We start from the raw sequence: 16,816 nt of genomic DNA on the forward strand, positions 1-16,816 counted from the left end.
TCAACGCGCGCTCGAAGATCATTCCTGCTGTGTCGGGACCCAGTTCGGCTCCCGTCGTTCCTGACGTGCGGCGACCCCCTCGCGGCCCTCCGGAGAGGTGAAGTATCCGGCCGAACGGTCACTGAGATCAGCCAGTTCGGCCCGGATGGACTCCGACCGCGCCCGGCGCAGCAGCTGTTTGGTGCCGGCCAGGGCGAGCGGCCCGCCGCGGATCAGCGAGGCGCAGTAGCCGGCCACCGCGTCGTCCAGCGCCTCGGCCGGAACCGCCGCGCTGACCAGGCCGATCTCGGCGGCCCGGCGCCCGTCGAAGACGTCACCGGTGAGATAGAGCTCAGCCGCCGCCCGGGCCGACAGCCGGGGCAGCACGGTGGCGCTGATCACCGCCGGGATCACCCCGAGTCGCACCTCGGTGAAGGCGAACGTGGCCGATTCCGCGCAGACCGCGATGTCGGCCGCGCCGATCAGGCCCAGCCCGCCGGCCCGGGCCGGTCCGGCGATCCGGGCGACCACCGGCTTGGGGAACTCCCAGAGCGCGGCCAGCAGGTCGGCCATCAGCTCGACCGGCAGACGTTCACCGGGCCGGGTGGCGGCGGTCTCCTTGAGGTCGGCGCCGGAGCAGAAGACCGGGCCGGTGTGCGAGAGCACCACCACCCGGGTGCCCGGCGCGGCGGCCGCGGCGCCGAGCGCGGCCAGCAGCTGGGTGATCAGGGCGCGGGACAGCGCGTTGCGGTTGGCGGGACTGTCCAGGGTGAGGGTGGTCACCCCGGCGTCGGTGACGGTACGGACCAATTCCATCCCGGCACCCTAAGGCAGACTTGCCGCATGGCCGGCGCACTCCCCGATGGCGAACCCGTACCCGACGACGGGTCGCTCCCCGACGACGCCACGCGCGACGTGGGCGGACGGGGTTTCGCCGTCTACGTCCACGTGCCGTTCTGTGCCAGCCGGTGCGGATACTGCGACTTCAACACGTACACCGCCAGCGAGCTGGGCGGCGGAGCCAGCCGCGACGAGTACGCCGGCACCGTGCTGCGCGAGCTGGAGCTGGCCGCCCGGGTGATCCGGCCGGCCCGGGTCGACACGGTGTTCGTCGGCGGCGGGACCCCGACCCTGCTCAGTCCGGCGGACCTGGGCCGGATCCTGGAAGGCGTCGACCGGACGTGGGGGCTGGCGGCCGGTGCCGAGGTGACCACCGAGGCGAACCCCGAGTCGGTGGACCCGGCCGGGCTGCGGGCGCTGCGGGCGGCCGGCTTCACCCGGATCTCGCTGGGCATGCAGTCGTCGGCCGAGCACGTGCTGCGGGTCCTCGACCGCCGGCACACCGCGGGCCGCGCCCCGGCCGCCGCCGAGGAGGCCCGCCGCGCCGGGTTCGAGCACGTCAACCTGGACCTGATCTACGGGACCCCGGGGGAGACGCCGGAGGACTTCGACCGCTCGCTGCGCACCGTGATCGACGCCGGGGTGGACCACGTCAGCGCGTACGCCCTGATCGTCGAGGACGGCACCCGGATGGCCGGGCGGATGCGCCGCGGCGAGCTGCCCTACCCCTCGGACGACGTGGCCGCCGACCGCTACCTGGCCGCCGAGCAGGCGCTCACCGCCGCCGGCTTCGGGTGGTACGAGGTGTCCAACTGGGCGCGCCCGGGCGGCAACTGCCGGCACAACGAGCTGTACTGGACCGGGGCCGACTGGTGGGGGCTGGGGCCGGGGGCGCACAGCCACGTCGGCGGGGTCCGCTGGTGGAACGTCAAGCACCCGTCGGCGTACGCCGGGCGTTTGCAGGAGGGTCTTTCCCCGGGGCACGGCCGCGAGGTGCTGACCGCCGAGGATCGGCACGTCGAGGATGTGATGCTGCGCGTCCGCCTGCGGGAGGGCATCACGCTGGCGAAGGTCGACGCGAAGGCCGCGAAACAGGCGCTGGACGACGGCCTGCTCGATCCGGAGGCCTACGCCGCGGGCCGGTTGGTGCTCACCCTGAACGGGCGGCTGCTGGCCGATGCGGTGATCCGGGACGTCATTCCCTGATGAACCGCGCGGTGGCCGGGTAGTCGTACGGCTCGCCACCCAGGGCCCGGGTGCCGGCGATCAGGCCGAAGATGACCGCCACGGCCGCCGCGACCGGCACGATGACGGTGCCCACCGCGAGCCACCGGGTCGCCCAGCCGACCAGCGCGACGATCGTCCAGAGGATCTGGAAGTTCAGCGCCTGGACCGCCGCGGCCCGCACCGTCGGACTCCGGCCACCCTGGTTGAGCAGGGCGAGCAGCGGCGCCACCCAGCCCGCCACGCCGCCCAGGAGGGCACCCGCGGCACCGCCGACGTGTGCCGTCATCACCCAGTTCCGCTCCAGGCTGTAGCCGGGTCGCGGCTGTCGGCCGTACTGTTTCGGTTCCGCCATGACTGTCACGGTAGGTCCGCCGCCGTAAATACCGGAAGCGGTCCGTCCTTTCGATCATCGCGCTGCAGCCAGCGGCGACGTAGACTGGCACTCTGTCCGCGGGAGTGCCAGAGGGGGAGGGGTCATATGAGTCTGGATGACCGCAAGCTCGAGGTGTTGCGGGCAATCGTCGAGGACTACGTCAAGACTCGCGAGCCGGTCGGCAGCAAAGCGCTGGTCGAGCGGCATCAGCTGGGCGTCTCGTCGGCCACGGTGCGCAACGACATGGCCGTGCTGGAGGAGGAGGGCTACATCCGGCAGCCGCACACCAGTGCCGGCCGGGTCCCCACCGACGCCGGCTACCGGCTGTTCGTCGACCGCCTCACCCGGATCAAGCCGCTCAGCCCGGCCGAGCGCCGCGCGATCGAGCGCTTCATGGTCGGTGCCGTCGACCTCGACGATGTGGTGCACCGCACCGTCCGGCTGCTCGCCACGCTGACCCGCCAGGTCGCGGTCGTGCAGTATCCGAGCCTGTCCCGCTCCTCGGTGCGGCACCTGGAGCTGGTGCCGATCTCCACCACCCGGCTGATGCTCGTCATGATCACCGACACCGGCCGGGTCGAGCAGCGCCTCGTCGAGATGCCCGCCCCGGTTCCGGAAGGCGACGTGTGGGACCTGCGCCGCCGGGTCAACGAGAAACTCGCCGGTCAGCGCCTCGCCGACACCCCGCCCCTGGTGCAGAAACTCGTCGAGGAGTGCGCTCCGGAGCGCCGCGGTGACATGGCCTGCCTGGCCACCGTGCTGCTGGAGACTCTGGTCGACCGGAGTGAGGAGCGCCTCGCACTCGCCGGGACGGCCAACCTGACCCGCGGCGGTGTGCTGGACTTTCAGGGCACGCTGCGCCCCGTTCTCGAAGCGCTGGAGGAGGAGGTCATCCTGCTCAAGCTGATCGGGGATCTGGAGCCCAGCACCACCCGGGTCCGGATCGGCGACGAGAACGAGATCGACAACCTCCGGTCGGCGTCCGTGGTCAGCACCGGTTACGGACCGGGTGCCACGATCGTTGGTGGGCTCGGCGTGCTGGGGCCGACCCGGATGGACTACCCCGGCACCATCGCTACTGTTCGTGCAGTGGCACGCTACGTTGGCGACCTGTTGGCACAGAATTGACGGATCCGCGCAGACATTGAGGACTCCAAACCCCGTGGCCAAGGACTACTACGGAATTCTCGGCGTGAGCCGGGAAGCCACCGACGACGAGATCAAGCGCGCCTACCGCAAACTGGCTCGGCAATACCATCCGGACGTCAACCCCGATCCGGAGGCACACGAGAAGTTCAAGGACATCAACGCGGCCTACGAGGTCCTGTCCGACGACCAGAAGCGGCAGATCGTCGATCTCGGCGGTGACCCGCTCGCACCCGGCGGCGGCATGCCCGGCGGCGGACCCGGCGGCGCCGGCCCGTTCGTCGGCTTCCAGGACATCATGGACGCGTTCTTCGGCACCGCGGCCGGCGGCGGCAGCCGCGGCCCGCGCCCGCGGACCCGTCCCGGCGCCGACGCGATCCTCCGCCTCGAACTCGACCTGGTCGAGACCGCCTTCGGCGTCGAGGCCCCGATCACCGTCGACACCGCGGTGCTCTGCACCCAGTGCTCCGGCGCCGGCACCGCCCCCGGCACCCACCTGGCCACCTGCGAGGTGTGCGGCGGCCGCGGTGAGGTCCAGTCGGTCCAGCGCACCTTCCTCGGCCAGGTCGTCTCGTCCCGCCCCTGCCAGAACTGCTCCGGTCACGGCACGGTCATCCCGACCCCGTGCCCGACCTGCGCGGGCGACGGCCGCATCCGCACCCGCCGCTCGCTCACCGTCAAGATCCCGGCCGGTGTCGAGGACGGCATGCGGATCCGCCTGGCCCAGCAGGGCGAGGTCGGCCCCGGCGGTGGCACGGCCGGCGACCTCTACGTCGAGATCCACGAGCGGCCGCACGACGTCTACTCCCGCAAGGGCGACGACCTGCACTGCCGCGTCACCCTCCCGATGACCGCCGCGGCGCTCGGCACCCGGATGACCATCAAGACCCTCGACGGCGAAGAGAACATCGAGGTCAAAGCGGGCACCCAGCCGGCCAGCACGCTGCGGATCCGCGGCAAGGGCGTGCCACATCTGCGCGGCCAGGGGCGGGGCGACCTCTTCGTCCATCTGGACGTCAAGACGCCGACCAAGCTGACCGCCGACCAGGAGCGGATGCTGCGCGACTTCGCCAAGACGCGCGGCGAGGACATCGCCGAGCTGAGCAAGCAGGGGGGCTTCTTCAGCCGGATGAGGGATGCCTTCAACGGCCATTAGGGTCGGATCGTCCAGGGGCGCGGGTGGTGGTCGGTTGATCACCGCTCGCGCTTTCTGCTTTCTGGGCGTTCCCGCTCGCCAAGACCAAGGTCTTGATGTCGTACGCTCCGGCCGACAACTGATCGCTGCTCATCGGGGCCGAGCGAGTCGGGCGATGTGGCCGCTGCGCGTCCCGAGCAATCGCCGCACCCTTCCACATCCGCTGTCGGCCGCGGTCGGATCGCAAAGCCGAGTCGACTGCCCGGCGGGTGGTGCGGGGCGGGGCGGGCGGTAGCGTTCGGGGGGTGTCTGCGCCGCTGTTTCTGGTCGAGAACCTGCCGTCCGGGTCGTTCTTCACGCTGGACGGGGCGGAGGGGCATCATGCCGCGACCGTGCAGCGGCTCCGGGCCGGGGAGACGCTGATTCTCGCCGACGGGCGGGGTGGGACGGCGTTCGCCGAGGTGGTCGCCGTGGGCAAGGGCAGTGTCGACGTCGCCGTGGGGGAGCGGGGGCAGGAGCCGGCCGCGGCGCCGCGGCTGACCGTGGCGCAGGGCATCGCCAAGGGGGATCGCGGCGAACTGGCCGTGCAGGCGATGACCGAGGTCGGCGTCGACGAGATCCTGCCGTGGGCGGCGTCCCGGTCGGTCGCGCAGTGGCGCGGCGATCGGGGGCACAGGGCCCGGGACAAGTGGGCGTCGACCGCCCGGGAAGCGGCCAAGCAGGCCCGGCGCTCCTGGCTGCCGCTGGTGGGTGGGGACCCGGACTGCTCGACGAAGCAGATCGGCGCCCGCATCGGGGAGGCGTCCGCGGCGTTCGTGCTGCACGAGGAAGCCACCGAGCGGCTCAGCACCGTCGGCCTGCCCGATGCGGGGGACATCGTGCTGGTGGTCGGCCCGGAAGGTGGGATCAGCGACGCCGAGGTGACCGCATTCCGGGACGCCGGGGCACTTCCGGTCCGCCTCGGCAGCACCGTCCTGCGCACCTCGACCGCGGGCGTCGCCGCCCTCGCCGTCCTCGCCACCCGGCTGGGCCGCTGGTAGTTCGCCTGCCGCTGCCGCTGCCGCTGCCGCTGCCGCTGCCGCTGCCGCTGCCGCTGCCGCTGCCGCTGCCGCTGCCGCTGCCGCTGCCGCTGCCGCTGCCGCTGCCGCTGCCACTGCCGCTGCCGCTGCCGCTGCCGCTGCGTGGGGCGGCGCGGTGGTGGGGGCGGCGCGGTGGTGTGGAGTCAGGGCGTCAGGGTGGCGAGGGTGCGTTCGAGCCAGGCGCGTTCGGCTTGCGAGGTGGCTCGGGCTATCTCGAACATCCCCCGGCGGAACGGGTCGCTGACATCGGCGGCGCGCAGGCGGGTGCCGCCCTGGGAGAAGAACGTGGCGGGGGCCGCCAGGAACGCCAGGCGGCGACGCAGGACCTCGGCCTGATCGGCCGGATCCGGCAGATGGCGCAGGAACGCGAGGATCGTGAAGTAGCGGTTCCGGTCGGTGATCTCGACCTCGGACGGGGACCGCAGCCGGGACAGCAGCTCGGCGCGGCCGGCCCCGGTCAGCGACAACATCTGGCGCGGGGCTGCTGACGTGCCCGGCTCGGTACGGCGTTCCAGCAGGCCGGCGGCGGTCAAGCGGTTGATCGCCGGGTAGAGCGCGCCGTCGCTGACCGCGCGGACGTGACCGGTGAGGGACCTGATCCGGTCCTTGAGCTCGTAGCCGTGCAGGGGCTCGTCGTGCAGGAAGCCGAGGATCGCGAGCGCCAGCATCACTGCCCTTCCCGGTTGTTCGGTGCCGGGCCAGCCTATATCGTTCCGTGGTACCTCGATTCGAGGTAGAACGAAACGAGGTACCGATGAACCACCGCACCCCGCTGTTGCGTCTGGCCGTGCCGAACTATGTGGCCCTGCTCTCCGGCGTCCTCACCGGGATCGTGGACGTCGCCTGGGTGGCCCGGCTCGGCCCGTCCCCGGTCGCAGCGGTCGCCGTCGCCACCGGCGTGGAGAACGCGCTGCTCGGGATCGTCCTGCTGATCAGCGGCGGAGTCACGGTCCGCCTCGCCGCCGCCCTGGGCGCCGGTGACACGCACACCGGCCGCGACCGCCCCGGCGGCGCGACTGCCGGCGGCGCGACTGCCGGCGGCGAGGCCGGGGCGCTCGCGGTGATCCGCGCCGGGTGGCGGCTCTACCTGGTGATCACACCGGTCGTGGTGCTGGCCGGGACGGCTCTGCGCGGCACGCTCGCCGGCGCCTTCCTCGCCGATCCGGGCGCGGCCCGGCTGGCCGGGGCCTACCTGGCCGTCCTGTTCCCCGGGGTGGCGATCTTCTACGCCCAGCAGGTGGTCGACGCGATCTTCGCGGGGCGCGGTGACACCCGCACCCCGATGCGCCTCGCGCTGACCGCGAACGCGCTGATCCTGGTGCTGGATCCGCTGCTGATCTACGGCGCGGGCCTGGGGGTCACCGGCGCCGCGCTGGCCACCGCGGCCGGGCGGGCGGTGGCCCTGACCGGGGGCCTGGTCCGGCTCCACCGGGGACGTCCCGGCGGCCGGCTGCGCCCGGATGCCGCCCTGCCGGTCCGGGCGGTGGCGCGGACCGGGGCGCCGATCGCCGGGGATTTCCTGGTGCGGATGGCCGGGGCGCTGGTGCTGCTCGCGGTGGTGGGCCGGCACGGCGTCGCGGCCGTCGCGGCGTACGGCATCGGCCTGAAGGTCCTGTATTTCGCGACCATGGGTTTCTACGCGATCCGGAACGCGGCGACGATCCACACGCCGCGCACCCTGAGCGCCCGGCCCGGGCAACGCGCCGCCATCGGGCGGCAGGTGCTCACGCTGGCCCTGGTCGCCGGCATCGGGGCGAGTGCGCTGTTCGCCGGGTTCGCTCCGCTGATCATGCGGCTGTTCACCGCGGACCGGGCGGTGGCCGCCGCCGGGGTGCTGTTCCTGCGCTGCGTCGGCGGCTACCTGGTGCCGATCGCCGCGGTGATCGGCCTGGCCGGCTTCCTGATGGCGGCCGGCCGCGGCGCCCGCCTGTTCGCCGTCACCGTCGCCGGCACCGCCCTTCAGACGCTGCTCGCCCTGTGGCTCCCGGCCCGGCTCGGTCTGCCCGGCGTCTGGCTCGCGATGGCCCTGGCCGCCGTGTTCCAGCTGCTCCTGGTCCTGGCCTCCGCGAACCTCCGCGACCACCCCGCCGCGGCGGCCGAAGGCGGCGGGCCGGTCGGGACGGAGGCGGTCAAGCCTGCGGTTTCTCGATCTCGGCGGTCAGCCGGGGATCGTCCAGAGCGTGCGCCGCGATGACCGTGTAACGCCCGGGCAGCGTCCGCCACCCGTCCGTCCAGACCTGGAAGGCCCGCTCCGGCAGCGGAATCCGCACCGTGACCCGCTCCCCGGCGTCGGCCGTGACCGACGCGAACCCGGCCAGCCACCGCTCCGGCCGTTCGACCGCCCCGTCGTCCCGCGCGGACAGGTAGATCTGCACGACCTCCCGCCCGGCCCGCTGCCCGCTGTTGGTCACTGTCACCGCCACCTCGGTCGCGGTCGCCGTCAGCCCGGAGTACTCCCAGGTCGTGTATCCGGACCCGGATCCGAAGGCGTACAACGGTGCGGCCCGCCACCCGCGATAGCCGATGAAGATCCCTTCGTCGTACGTCACCACCCCGTCCCGGGGCTGCACCGTCAGCACCGGGCAGTCCGTCTCGTGCCGCGGCCAGGTGGTCGGCAGTCGCCCGCCGGGTTCCTCGGCGCCGCTCAGCACCGCCGCGAGCGCGGCGCCCGCCTCCTGCCCGGGGAACCAGGTGAGCAGCACCGCGGCCACCTCGTCGGCCCAGGGCAGCAGCACCGGCGCGCCGGCGTTGACCACCACGACCGTGGACGGGTTGGCCGCCGCGACCCGGGCGACCAGTTCGTCCTGCCGGCCGGGCAGGGCCAGCGAGGTGCGGTCGAAGCCTTCCGATTCGACCTGCTCGGTGGTGCCGACCACGACGACCGCCACGTCGCAGTGGCGGGCCAGATCGACCGCTTCGGCGATCAGGCCGTCCGCGTCCGGGCCGGGCGGGCGGTGCCCGAGGGTGGTGCCGGCCGAGTGCGCCGTCCCTGGTGCGAAGCTTTGCCGCAGGGTCAGCCGGACCGGTTCGCCGGCGGCTAGGCGCACCGGAAAGCGCTGTTCGCGCGGGTGCAGGAGCAGGTCGGCGCGGCCGGTGCCGGGCGGGTGCAGCGATCCCCGGTAGAGCTCCTGACCGCCGACGGTCAGCTGGAACGTGCCGAAGCCGGAGACCGCGAAGACGTGCTCACCGCCGATTTCCGGGGTGTACGTGGTGGTCAGTTCGAGCGTCGTGACGTCCGGCACGGCGAGCCCGCCGGGTGGGTCGCCGAGCCAGCGGACCGCGGCGGTGGGCACCTCGAAGCGGTACGCCCCCAGGTCGATGGTGAACGCCGACCAGCCGGGGCCCTGCGCGGCCGGCAGGAACGGGCGCGGGTCGGCGCCGACCGCGTAGGCGACGTCGCCGAACACCCGGCGGATCCCGTCCAGCGGCGAGATCACGTGCGGCGGGGCGACCTGGGCGCTGCCGCCGCCGAGCACCCGGGCGTCCTGGGCGAGCGCGCCGATCACCGCGATCCCGCCGGTCCGCTCCGGGGGCAGCGGCAGCACGCCCCGGTTGCGGGTCAGCACGAAGGAGCGGGCGGCCACCCGGTGGGCCACCTCGCCGCCGTCCACCGCCGCGGCCGTCACCACCGGTGGCGCACCCAGGGCGCCGACGCGCGCGGCGAGCCGGAGGAGACGACGTACCTTGTCATCGACGACCTCGACCGGCACCTGCCCGGACCGGACCGCCGCCGCGAGCCGCGGCCCCCAGGGGTTGTCCATCGCCGGCATGGCGATGTCGAGGCCGCCGAGCGCGGCGCCGACCGTGTCCCGGGCGGCCCGCCAGTCGGAGACGACCACCCCGTCGAAACCCCACTCGCGTTTGAGGACCTCGTCCTGCAGCCGGCCGTTCTGCGCCATCGACGCGCCGTTGACCCCGTTGTACGCGCTCATCACGCCCCACCCGCCGGCCTCGACCACCCGCTCGAACGGGGCCAGGTACAGCTCGCGCAGCGCCCGTTCCGGGATCCGCACGTCGACGGTCATCCGCTCGGTCTCGAAGTCGTTGCCGACCAGATGCTTCACCGTGGTGCCGACGCCGTGCTCCTGCACCCCGCGCACGAATCCGGCCGCGATCTCGCCGGTGAGCAGCGGATCCTCCGAGTAGCACTCGAAGTGCCGGCCGCCCAGCGGGGTACGGTGCAGGTTGACGGTCGGGCCGAGCACCACGTGCACCCCCTTGGCGCGGGCCTCCTGACCGAGCAGCCGGCCGGCCTCGACGGCCAGCTCCGGATCCCAGGAGGCGGCCAGCGCGGTGGGGCTGGGCAGGGCGATCGACGGGTTCTCCGGCGCCCAGCCGGTGCCCCGGACGCCGACCGGACCGTCGGACATCACCACCGAGCGCAGGCCGATGCGCGGCATCGCGGGCAGTGACCAGAAGTCCTGTCCGGTCAGCAGGGACACCTTCTCGTCCAGGGTCAGCCGGTCGAGCAGGTGATCAACGTCGGTCATGTGAGAGCGCTCCCGGGCAGGGGTGGGGTATTCCGGGACCCATTCAAGCCGACCTGGTGGCCGCATAAGATCCGACGGGTGGACAACTCCTGCCTGTTCTGCCGCATCGTCGCCGGCGAGATCCCCGCGACCGTCGTGCACCGCACCGAGACCACGGTCGCCTTCCGGGACATCAACCCGCAGGCGCCGACCCACGTGCTGGTGATCCCGGTCGGCCACTACACCGACGTCGCGGACCTGGCGGTCCGGGACCCGGCCGCGGCCGCCGACGTGCTGGCCACGGCCGCCGCGGTCGCCGCCGCCGAGGGCCTGACCACCGACGGCTACCGAGTGATCTTCAACACCGGCGCGCACGGCGGCCAGGAGGTCTTCCACGTGCACGCGCACGTCGTCGGGGGCGCGCCGCTGGGCCGCATGCTGGCCGCCCGGTGACCGGCCACCACCCGCGGTACGAGCGGGCGGTCCGCCGGGCGCAGGCCGACGGACGGATCCCGGCGCTCAGCGTCGCCCTGGTCCGTGCCGACCGCGACCCCTGGGTGTGCACCGTCGGCGAGTCCGGGACACCGGGCCGGCCGCTCGGCCCGGACAGCCGGTTCCGGATCGGCTCGGTCACCAAGACGTTCACCGCGGTGCTGGTCATGCAGGCCCGCGACGACGGCCTGCTCGACCTGGACCAGCCGGTCAGCCGCTACCTCGACGTCCCGGCGCACGGCGACGCCACCATCCGCCGGCTGCTCTCGCACACCGCCGGATACCAGCGTGAGCCGCACGGCGACGTGTGGGACACCCTGATCAGCCCGGACGCCGCCCGGATGCTCGCCGAACTGGACCGGGTCGAGCGGGTGCTGCCCAACGCCCGCCGCTACCACTACTCCAACCTCGGCCTCGCCGTGCTCGGCCAGCTCGTCGCCAAGCTGCGCGGCGGCACCTGGGCGGAGATCCTCGCCGAGCGCGTCCTGGCCCCGCTCGGCCTGACCCGCACCACCGTCGACCGGCCGGCCGAGGCGGTCGTCGGCTACCTGGTCGACGCGTACTCCGACGCGGCCCGCCCGGAGCCGGCCATCGACCTGGGCGGGGTCGCCCCGGCCGCCCAGCTCTGGAGCACCGCCACCGACATGGCGCGGTGGGCCGCCTTCCTGGCCGACCCGCACGACGACCGGGTGCTCGCGGCGGCCACCGTCGAGGAGATGCGCTGGCCGGTCACCACCACCGACGAGGCGCTCTGGGCGCAGGGCTTCGGGCTCGGCCTGATCCTCGCCCCAGAGGGCCGGCGGGTGACACATGTCGGTCACGACGGGGCGATGCCCGGCTTCCTGGCCGGCGTCTACGGCCGGCGCGGCGGCGAGGGCAACCCGGGTGGCCTCGGCTGCGCGGTGCTCGGCTCCTCGGGCACCGCCGGGCAGACCATCGATCTGGCCCACGAGCTGCTGCGGCTCGCGGTCGAGACCGATCCGGCGGAGATCCGGCCCTGGCGGATGGCCGCGCCGGCGCCCGCCGCGTACCGCTCGATCCTGGGCCGCTGGTGGAGCGAGGGCTCCGACTTCGTCTTCGGGTGGCACGACGGGCGGCTGCAGGCCCGGCTCGCCGAGGCGCCCGCGGACCGGCCGCCGGCGATCTTCCAGCCGCTGCCGGATCGGCCGGACGTGTTGCGCACGGTCTCCGGGCGGGAGGCCGGCGAGCTGCTCCGGTTGACCCGGGACGACTCCGGCGCGGTGGTCCGGATGCACTGGGCCACCTACCGGTTCACCCGCGACCAGCAGACCTTCGACGGCGGCCTGGCATCCGACGGGTGATCCACGTCCGCGAGGGCTGCGCGCGGCCGGCGTCGGACGGGTGATCCGCGTCGCCTCGGCGGCGGTGGCGCGATAATGGCATCGGCGGGGCGGCGTGCGAGCGGATAGGATGGCACGATCCTTGAGCACGCCGCTCCGCACAGGGGTGACGCCGAGAATGAGAGCAGGTGGCGGAGGCCCCCGGGCCGCCCTATGACCGGTACGCCGAACCCTTCCAGCACGGGCTCGTCCAGCCCGGTGCGGGCGCAGACCAAGATCTCGGTGTCCGACCCGAAGATCATGGTGAACCTGCTCGGCGCCAAGGACGAGATCCTCCGCCTGATCGAGCGCACGCTCAGCAGCGATGTGCACGTCCGCGGAAACGAGATCACCATCACCGGCGAGCCGGCGGACAACGCCACCGCCGAGCGACTCTTCTCCGAGCTCATCGAGCTCATCGAGAAGGGTGAGACGCTCAGCGTCGACGCCGTCCGCCGCACCCTGCGGATCCTCGAGGACACCACCTCCGAGCGACCCGCCGAGGTGCTCACGCTGAACATCCTGTCCCGGCGGGGCCGCACCATCCGGCCCAAGACGCTGGGACAGAAACACTACGTCGACGCCATCGACGAGAACACGATCGTCTTCGGCATCGGCCCCGCCGGTACCGGTAAGACGTATCTGGCGATGGCCAAGGCCGTGCAGGCGCTGCAGGCCAAGCAGATCAGCCGGATCATCCTGACCCGGCCGGCGGTCGAGGCCGGCGAGCGGCTGGGCTTCCTGCCCGGCACGCTCACCGAGAAGATCGACCCCTATCTGCGCCCGCTCTACGACGCCCTGCACGACATGCTGGACCCGGAGTCGATCCCGCGGCTGATGGCCGCCGGCACCATCGAGGTCGCCCCGCTGGCCTACATGCGGGGCCGCACCCTCAACGACGCGTTCATCATCCTGGACGAGGCGCAGAACACGACGCCCGAGCAGATGAAGATGTTCCTGACGCGGCTCGGGTTCGGGGCCAAGATCGTGGTGACCGGTGATGTCACCCAGGTCGACCTGCCGGGTGGCACGACCAGCGGCCTCAAGGTCGTCCGGGAGATCCTGCGGAACGTCGAGGACGTGCACTTCGCCGAGCTGTCCAGCTCGGATGTGGTGCGGCACCGGCTGGTCGCGGAGATCGTGGACGCCTATGCGCGGTTCGACGCCGAGCAGGAGCAGCAGCAGGCAGCCAATTCCGTTCATGCCGTTCCCGGGCGGGCCGCCAACGGCCGCGCCCCGCGGCGGCGCTGATTCGCAAGGGGTAATCGCACCACTATGTCCATCGAGATCGCCAACGAGTCGGGAGTCGAGGTCGACACCGACGCGATCCTCGCGGTTGCCCGGCATGCCCTCGACGAGATGGGGGTCAACCCGCTCGCCGAGCTGTCCATCCTGCTCGTCGACATCGACTACATGGCCGAGCTGAACCATCGCTGGATGGGCAGCGACGGGCCGACCGACGTGCTGGCCTTCCCGATGGACGAGGGCAGCGTCGACCACGGTCCGGGCGAGTCGGGCGCCGGTGAGCCGGCCCTGCTCGGCGACATCGTGCTGGCCCCGGAGGTGGCCGCCAAGCAGGCGGTCGCCGCCGGGCACACCGCCGCCGACGAGCTGCATCTGCTCACCGTGCACGGCGCGCTGCACCTGCTCGGGTACGACCACGCCGAGCCGGAGGAGGAGCGGGAGATGTTCGCCCTGCAGAACAAGCTCCTGCAGAGCTGGCGCGCCGGTCGTAAAGCCGGCTGACGTGAATTCCGCCTCGACCCTGCCCGAACTGCAACTGATCATCATCGCGGTCGGGCTGGTCCTGCTGGCCGGTCTCGCCTCGATGACCGACGCGGCGCTGGCCACGGTCTCCGCGGCCCGGTCGTCCGAGCTGGCCCGGGAGGGTCAGCGCGGGGCCGGCGCGCTGACCGCGGTCGCCTCCGACGTGGTCCGCTACGTCAACCTGCTGCTGCTGATCCGGCTGCTCTGCGAGCTGTCGGCCACCACCCTGGTGGCGCTGGTGGCGGTGGACAACTGGGGGATCGGCTGGTCCGCGGCGCTGGTCACGGCCGGGGCGATGACCCTGGTCAGCTTCGTGGTGGTGGGTGTCGCGCCGCGCACGGTGGGCCGCCAGCACGCGTACGCCGTGGGCCGGGCCGCCGCGCCGCTGGTCCGCTGGCTGGGCCGGGTGCTGAATCCGCTCGCCTCGCTGCTGATCCTGATCGGCAATGCGGTCACCCCGGGCCGCGGTTTCCCGGAGGGCCCGTTCGGCAGCCAGGTGGAGCTGCGCGAGCTGGTCGACCTGGCCGAGCAGCGCGGCGTGGTGGAACACGGCGAGCGCGAGATGATCCATTCGGTGTTCGCGCTGGGCGACACGATCGCCCGTGAGGTGATGGTGCCGCGCACCGAGATGGTGTGGATCGAGGCGCCGAAGACGTTGCAGCAGGCGCTCTACCTGTTCCTGCGGTCCGGGTTCTCCCGGATCCCGGTGATCGGCGAGAGCGTCGACGACGTGCTGGGCGTGCTCTATCTCAAGGATGTGATCCGCCGCACGCAGAACGGCGATCCGGCGGCGGCCGCGCAGGCGGTGGCCGACGCGATGCGCGCGGCGACCTTCGTGCCCGAGTCGAAGCCGGTCGACGACCTGCTGTCGGAGATGCAGGCGGCCCGCAACCACCTGGTCATCGTGGTCGACGAGTACGGTGGCACGGCCGGTCTGGTGACGATCGAGGACATCCTGGAGGAGATCGTCGGCGAGATCACCGACGAGTACGACGTGGAGCGCCCGCCGATCGAGCATCTGGACGACGGCGCGGTCCGGGTCGCGGCCCGGCTGCCGATCGAGGATCTGGGCGACGTGTTCGGCGTGGAGCTGCCCACCGACGAGGTGGAGACGGTCGGCGGCCTGCTCGCGCAGACGCTGGGCCGGGTGCCGATCCCGGGCGCCCAGGCCGACGTCGGCGGCCTGCACCTGATCGCCGAGGGCACCGCCGGCCGGCGGAACCGGATCGACTCGGTGCTGGTGCGCCGGGTCCCGCCGGTCACGCCGACCGATGACAACGACGAGAACGTAACCGAGAACGAGGAAAGACTTCCCGCTGATGCCTGAGCAGAGCTTTGCCGCCGTCCCTGTGCCCGGGGCGGACGGTTCCGCGCTGAGCGCCGAGGACGCCAAGCTGGTCACCCTGGCCCGCAGTTCGCGCGCCCGGGCCGGTGCGGCCGAGGGCGCCGCGGTGCGTGACCAGGACGGACGCACCTACGCGGCCGCCTCGGTGGCGCTGCCCAGCCTGTCGCTGACCGCGTTGCAGCTGGCGGTGGCCCAGGCCGCGGCGTCCGGCGCCACGAAGATCGAGGCGGCGGCGGTGGTGACCGAGGCGTCGACGCTGGACGGCGCCGGGCACGCCGCGGTGCGTGACCTGGCCGCCGACGCGCCGGTGCACGTGGCCGGCCCGTCCGGGACGCTGCTCGGCACGGTCTCCTGATGGCCGACGAGAACGAGCGGCGGCTGACCGCGGGGGAGCGCAACGAGCTGCGGCGCCAGGAGCGCCGGGCGGCTCGCAAGGCGGCCGACGGCCAGGGCCAGGTCCAGGGCAGAGGCCAGGGACAGGGCAGGGAGCCGGGGCGCAAGGCGGGCGGTTCGGGCGCGGCGTCCCGGGGCGGGCGCGGCGGCGGTTTCGGCGGTACGCGGGGGGAGCGCGCCGGCTCGACGGGCGCCCCGGGGCGGGTGCGGGGTGCGGGCGGGCGCGCGGAACGGCGTACACCGCCATCGGACGATCGTGCCCCGAGCGCGCCGCAACGGGTGCATCGGCATAAGGCGGCGGCGTCGGACCGCAGGGACGACGGCGTGTATCGGGCGGGTTTCGCCTGTTTCGTCGGGCGGCCGAATGCGGGCAAGTCGACGCTGACCAATGCGATCGTGGGGCAGAAGATCGCGATCACCTCGAGCAAGCCGCAGACCACCCGGCACGTGATCCGGGGCATCCTGCACCGCCCGGACGCCCAGCTGGTGCTGGTCGACACGCCGGGTCTGCACCGGCCCCGCACGCTGCTCGGCGAGCGGCTCAACGACCTGGTCCGCGAGACGTGGAGCGAGGTCGACGTGATCGGGGTGTGTTTCCCGGCGGACGAGCCGGTCGGGCGCGGTGACCGGTTCATCTCGGCGGAGGTCGGCGAGCTCAAGGCCAAGGTGATCGCGGTGGTCACCAAGGTGGACCTGGTCGATCCGCAGACCCTGGCACAGCGGCTGCTCGCGGTCGCCGAGCTGTACGACTTCGCGGAGATCGTGCCGGTCAGCGCGGTGTCCGGGCACCAGGTGGAGACGCTGACCGACGTGATGGTGCGTTACCTGCCGGAGTCCCCGCAGTTGTACCCGGACGACGTGCTGACCGACGAGCCGGAGCAGGTCCTGATCGCCGAGCTGATCCGCGAGGCGGCGCTGGAGGGGGTTCGCGACGAGCTGCCCCACTCGATCGCCGTGCTGGTCGAGGAGATGCAGGTGGAGGGCAGGACCACGAAGATCTATGCGGATCTGTACGTGGAACGGGACAGCCAGAAGTCGATCGTGATCGGGACGCGCGGCGAGCGGCTCAAGACGGTCGGGACGCGGGCGCGCGGCGAGATCGAGCAGCTTCTGGGCAGGAAGGTGTACCTCGATCTGCACGTGCGGGTCGCCAAGGAGTGGCAGCGCGATCCGAAGCAGCTCCGGAAGTTGGGCTTCTGACATCTAAAGGTGCATATGTCCTGATTATGGG

At 72.8% G+C, this 16,816-nt stretch carries 16 protein-coding genes; 12 read left to right on the forward strand and 4 right to left on the reverse strand.

Annotation, left to right across the window (positions count from 1 at the left end):
• Window positions 1-18 precede the first annotated feature (18 nt).
• The gene (locus ACSP50_RS06570) at window positions 19-795 is read right to left on the reverse strand and encodes an enoyl-CoA hydratase-related protein (RefSeq protein ID WP_014688372.1); all 777 of its coding nucleotides are present in this window, start codon (window positions 793-795) and stop codon (window positions 19-21) included.
• Between the two features lie 27 nt (window positions 796-822).
• On the opposite strand from ACSP50_RS06570, the gene hemW reads away from it, so the two are divergent.
• Entirely contained in the window at window positions 823-2,025 is a 1,203-nt protein-coding gene (gene hemW, locus ACSP50_RS06575) for a radical SAM family heme chaperone HemW (RefSeq protein WP_014688373.1), read from the forward strand.
• On the opposite strand, the gene ACSP50_RS06580 is transcribed toward hemW, so the two are convergent.
• Window positions 2,015-2,398 (reverse strand): DUF4870 domain-containing protein, encoded by a 384-nt coding sequence (locus tag ACSP50_RS06580; RefSeq protein WP_014688374.1) that lies wholly within the window; start codon window positions 2,396-2,398, stop codon window positions 2,015-2,017. The two genes, hemW and ACSP50_RS06580, sit on opposite strands and share 11 nt — an antisense overlap.
• Window positions 2,399-2,524: 126 nt before the next feature.
• Between ACSP50_RS06580 and hrcA the strand changes: the two genes are divergently transcribed.
• From hrcA to ACSP50_RS06595, 3 genes are all read left to right on the forward strand, one after another.
• Window positions 2,525-3,547, forward strand: coding sequence for a heat-inducible transcriptional repressor HrcA (gene hrcA, locus ACSP50_RS06585; RefSeq protein WP_014688375.1), 1,023 nt, complete (start codon window positions 2,525-2,527; stop codon window positions 3,545-3,547).
• A 34-nt stretch (window positions 3,548-3,581) separates the two neighbouring features.
• On the forward strand, window positions 3,582-4,721 hold the full coding sequence (gene dnaJ, locus ACSP50_RS06590) for a molecular chaperone DnaJ (RefSeq protein WP_014688376.1): 1,140 nt from the start codon (window positions 3,582-3,584) through the stop codon (window positions 4,719-4,721).
• A gap of 284 nt (window positions 4,722-5,005) precedes the next feature.
• Complete coding sequence (locus ACSP50_RS06595; protein ID WP_043510943.1) at window positions 5,006-5,740, forward strand: 16S rRNA (uracil(1498)-N(3))-methyltransferase; 735 nt, start codon at window positions 5,006-5,008, stop codon at window positions 5,738-5,740.
• A 182-nt stretch (window positions 5,741-5,922) separates the two neighbouring features.
• Here the strand turns inward: ACSP50_RS06595 and ACSP50_RS06605 are convergent, their stop codons facing one another.
• Entirely contained in the window at window positions 5,923-6,447 is a 525-nt protein-coding gene (locus ACSP50_RS06605) for a PadR family transcriptional regulator (protein WP_014688378.1), read from the reverse strand.
• A gap of 86 nt (window positions 6,448-6,533) precedes the next feature.
• Between ACSP50_RS06605 and ACSP50_RS06610 the strand changes: the two genes are divergently transcribed.
• A complete protein-coding gene (locus ACSP50_RS06610) occupies window positions 6,534-7,973 on the forward strand; it encodes an MATE family efflux transporter (RefSeq protein WP_014688379.1) in 1,440 nt (479 codons plus the stop codon).
• On the opposite strand, the gene ACSP50_RS06615 is transcribed toward ACSP50_RS06610, so the two are convergent.
• A complete protein-coding gene (locus ACSP50_RS06615) occupies window positions 7,909-10,269 on the reverse strand; it encodes a beta-glucosidase (protein WP_014688380.1) in 2,361 nt (786 codons plus the stop codon). The genes ACSP50_RS06610 and ACSP50_RS06615 overlap by 65 nt on opposite strands.
• Window positions 10,270-10,347: 78 nt before the next feature.
• On the opposite strand from ACSP50_RS06615, the gene ACSP50_RS06620 reads away from it, so the two are divergent.
• The 7 genes from ACSP50_RS06620 to era all read left to right on the forward strand — a co-directional run bounded on the left by ACSP50_RS06620 (window position 10,348) and on the right by era (window position 16,785).
• A complete protein-coding gene (locus ACSP50_RS06620) occupies window positions 10,348-10,701 on the forward strand; it encodes a histidine triad nucleotide-binding protein (RefSeq protein WP_014688381.1) in 354 nt (117 codons plus the stop codon).
• Window positions 10,698-12,062: a serine hydrolase gene (locus tag ACSP50_RS06625; protein ID WP_014688382.1), complete on the forward strand. Its 1,365-nt coding sequence runs from the start codon at window positions 10,698-10,700 to the stop codon at window positions 12,060-12,062. The genes ACSP50_RS06620 and ACSP50_RS06625 overlap by 4 nt, the downstream gene beginning before the upstream one ends.
• A gap of 192 nt (window positions 12,063-12,254) precedes the next feature.
• The gene (locus ACSP50_RS06630; protein WP_014688383.1) at window positions 12,255-13,331 is read left to right on the forward strand and encodes a PhoH family protein; all 1,077 of its coding nucleotides are present in this window, start codon (window positions 12,255-12,257) and stop codon (window positions 13,329-13,331) included.
• A gap of 24 nt (window positions 13,332-13,355) precedes the next feature.
• Complete coding sequence (ybeY, locus tag ACSP50_RS06635; RefSeq protein ID WP_014688384.1) at window positions 13,356-13,826, forward strand: rRNA maturation RNase YbeY; 471 nt, start codon at window positions 13,356-13,358, stop codon at window positions 13,824-13,826.
• A gap of 1 nt (window position 13,827) precedes the next feature.
• Complete coding sequence (locus tag ACSP50_RS06640; protein WP_014688385.1) at window positions 13,828-15,174, forward strand: hemolysin family protein; 1,347 nt, start codon at window positions 13,828-13,830, stop codon at window positions 15,172-15,174.
• A complete protein-coding gene (locus ACSP50_RS06645; protein ID WP_014688386.1) occupies window positions 15,167-15,547 on the forward strand; it encodes a hypothetical protein in 381 nt (126 codons plus the stop codon). The genes ACSP50_RS06640 and ACSP50_RS06645 overlap by 8 nt, the downstream gene beginning before the upstream one ends.
• Before the next feature lie 362 nt (window positions 15,548-15,909).
• Window positions 15,910-16,785, forward strand: a complete 876-nt coding sequence (gene era / locus ACSP50_RS06650) for a GTPase Era (protein ID WP_043513656.1) — start codon at window positions 15,910-15,912, stop codon at window positions 16,783-16,785.
• The last annotated feature ends 31 nt before the right edge of the window (window positions 16,786-16,816 follow it).

This window comes from Actinoplanes sp. SE50/110, from assembly GCF_900119315.1.
Classification (GTDB): domain Bacteria; phylum Actinomycetota; class Actinomycetes; order Mycobacteriales; family Micromonosporaceae; genus Actinoplanes.

Coding starts and splice junctions, on each gene's coding strand:
- ACSP50_RS06645 (WP_014688386.1), top strand. CDS start 15,167: ATGCCTGAGCAGAGCTTTGCCGCCGTCCCTGTGCCCGGGGCGGACGGT.
- hrcA (WP_014688375.1), top strand. CDS start 2,525: ATGAGTCTGGATGACCGCAAGCTCGAGGTGTTGCGGGCAATCGTCGAG.
- ACSP50_RS06610 (WP_014688379.1), top strand. CDS start 6,534: ATGAACCACCGCACCCCGCTGTTGCGTCTGGCCGTGCCGAACTATGTG.
- ACSP50_RS06605 (WP_014688378.1), bottom strand. CDS start 6,447: ATGCTGGCGCTCGCGATCCTCGGCTTCCTGCACGACGAGCCCCTGCAC.
- ybeY (WP_014688384.1), top strand. CDS start 13,356: ATGTCCATCGAGATCGCCAACGAGTCGGGAGTCGAGGTCGACACCGAC.
- ACSP50_RS06570 (WP_014688372.1), bottom strand. CDS start 795: ATGGAATTGGTCCGTACCGTCACCGACGCCGGGGTGACCACCCTCACC.
- ACSP50_RS06615 (WP_014688380.1), bottom strand. CDS start 10,269: ATGACCGACGTTGATCACCTGCTCGACCGGCTGACCCTGGACGAGAAG.
- hemW (WP_014688373.1), top strand. CDS start 823: ATGGCCGGCGCACTCCCCGATGGCGAACCCGTACCCGACGACGGGTCG.
- ACSP50_RS06580 (WP_014688374.1), bottom strand. CDS start 2,398: ATGGCGGAACCGAAACAGTACGGCCGACAGCCGCGACCCGGCTACAGC.
- ACSP50_RS06630 (WP_014688383.1), top strand. CDS start 12,255: ATGACCGGTACGCCGAACCCTTCCAGCACGGGCTCGTCCAGCCCGGTG.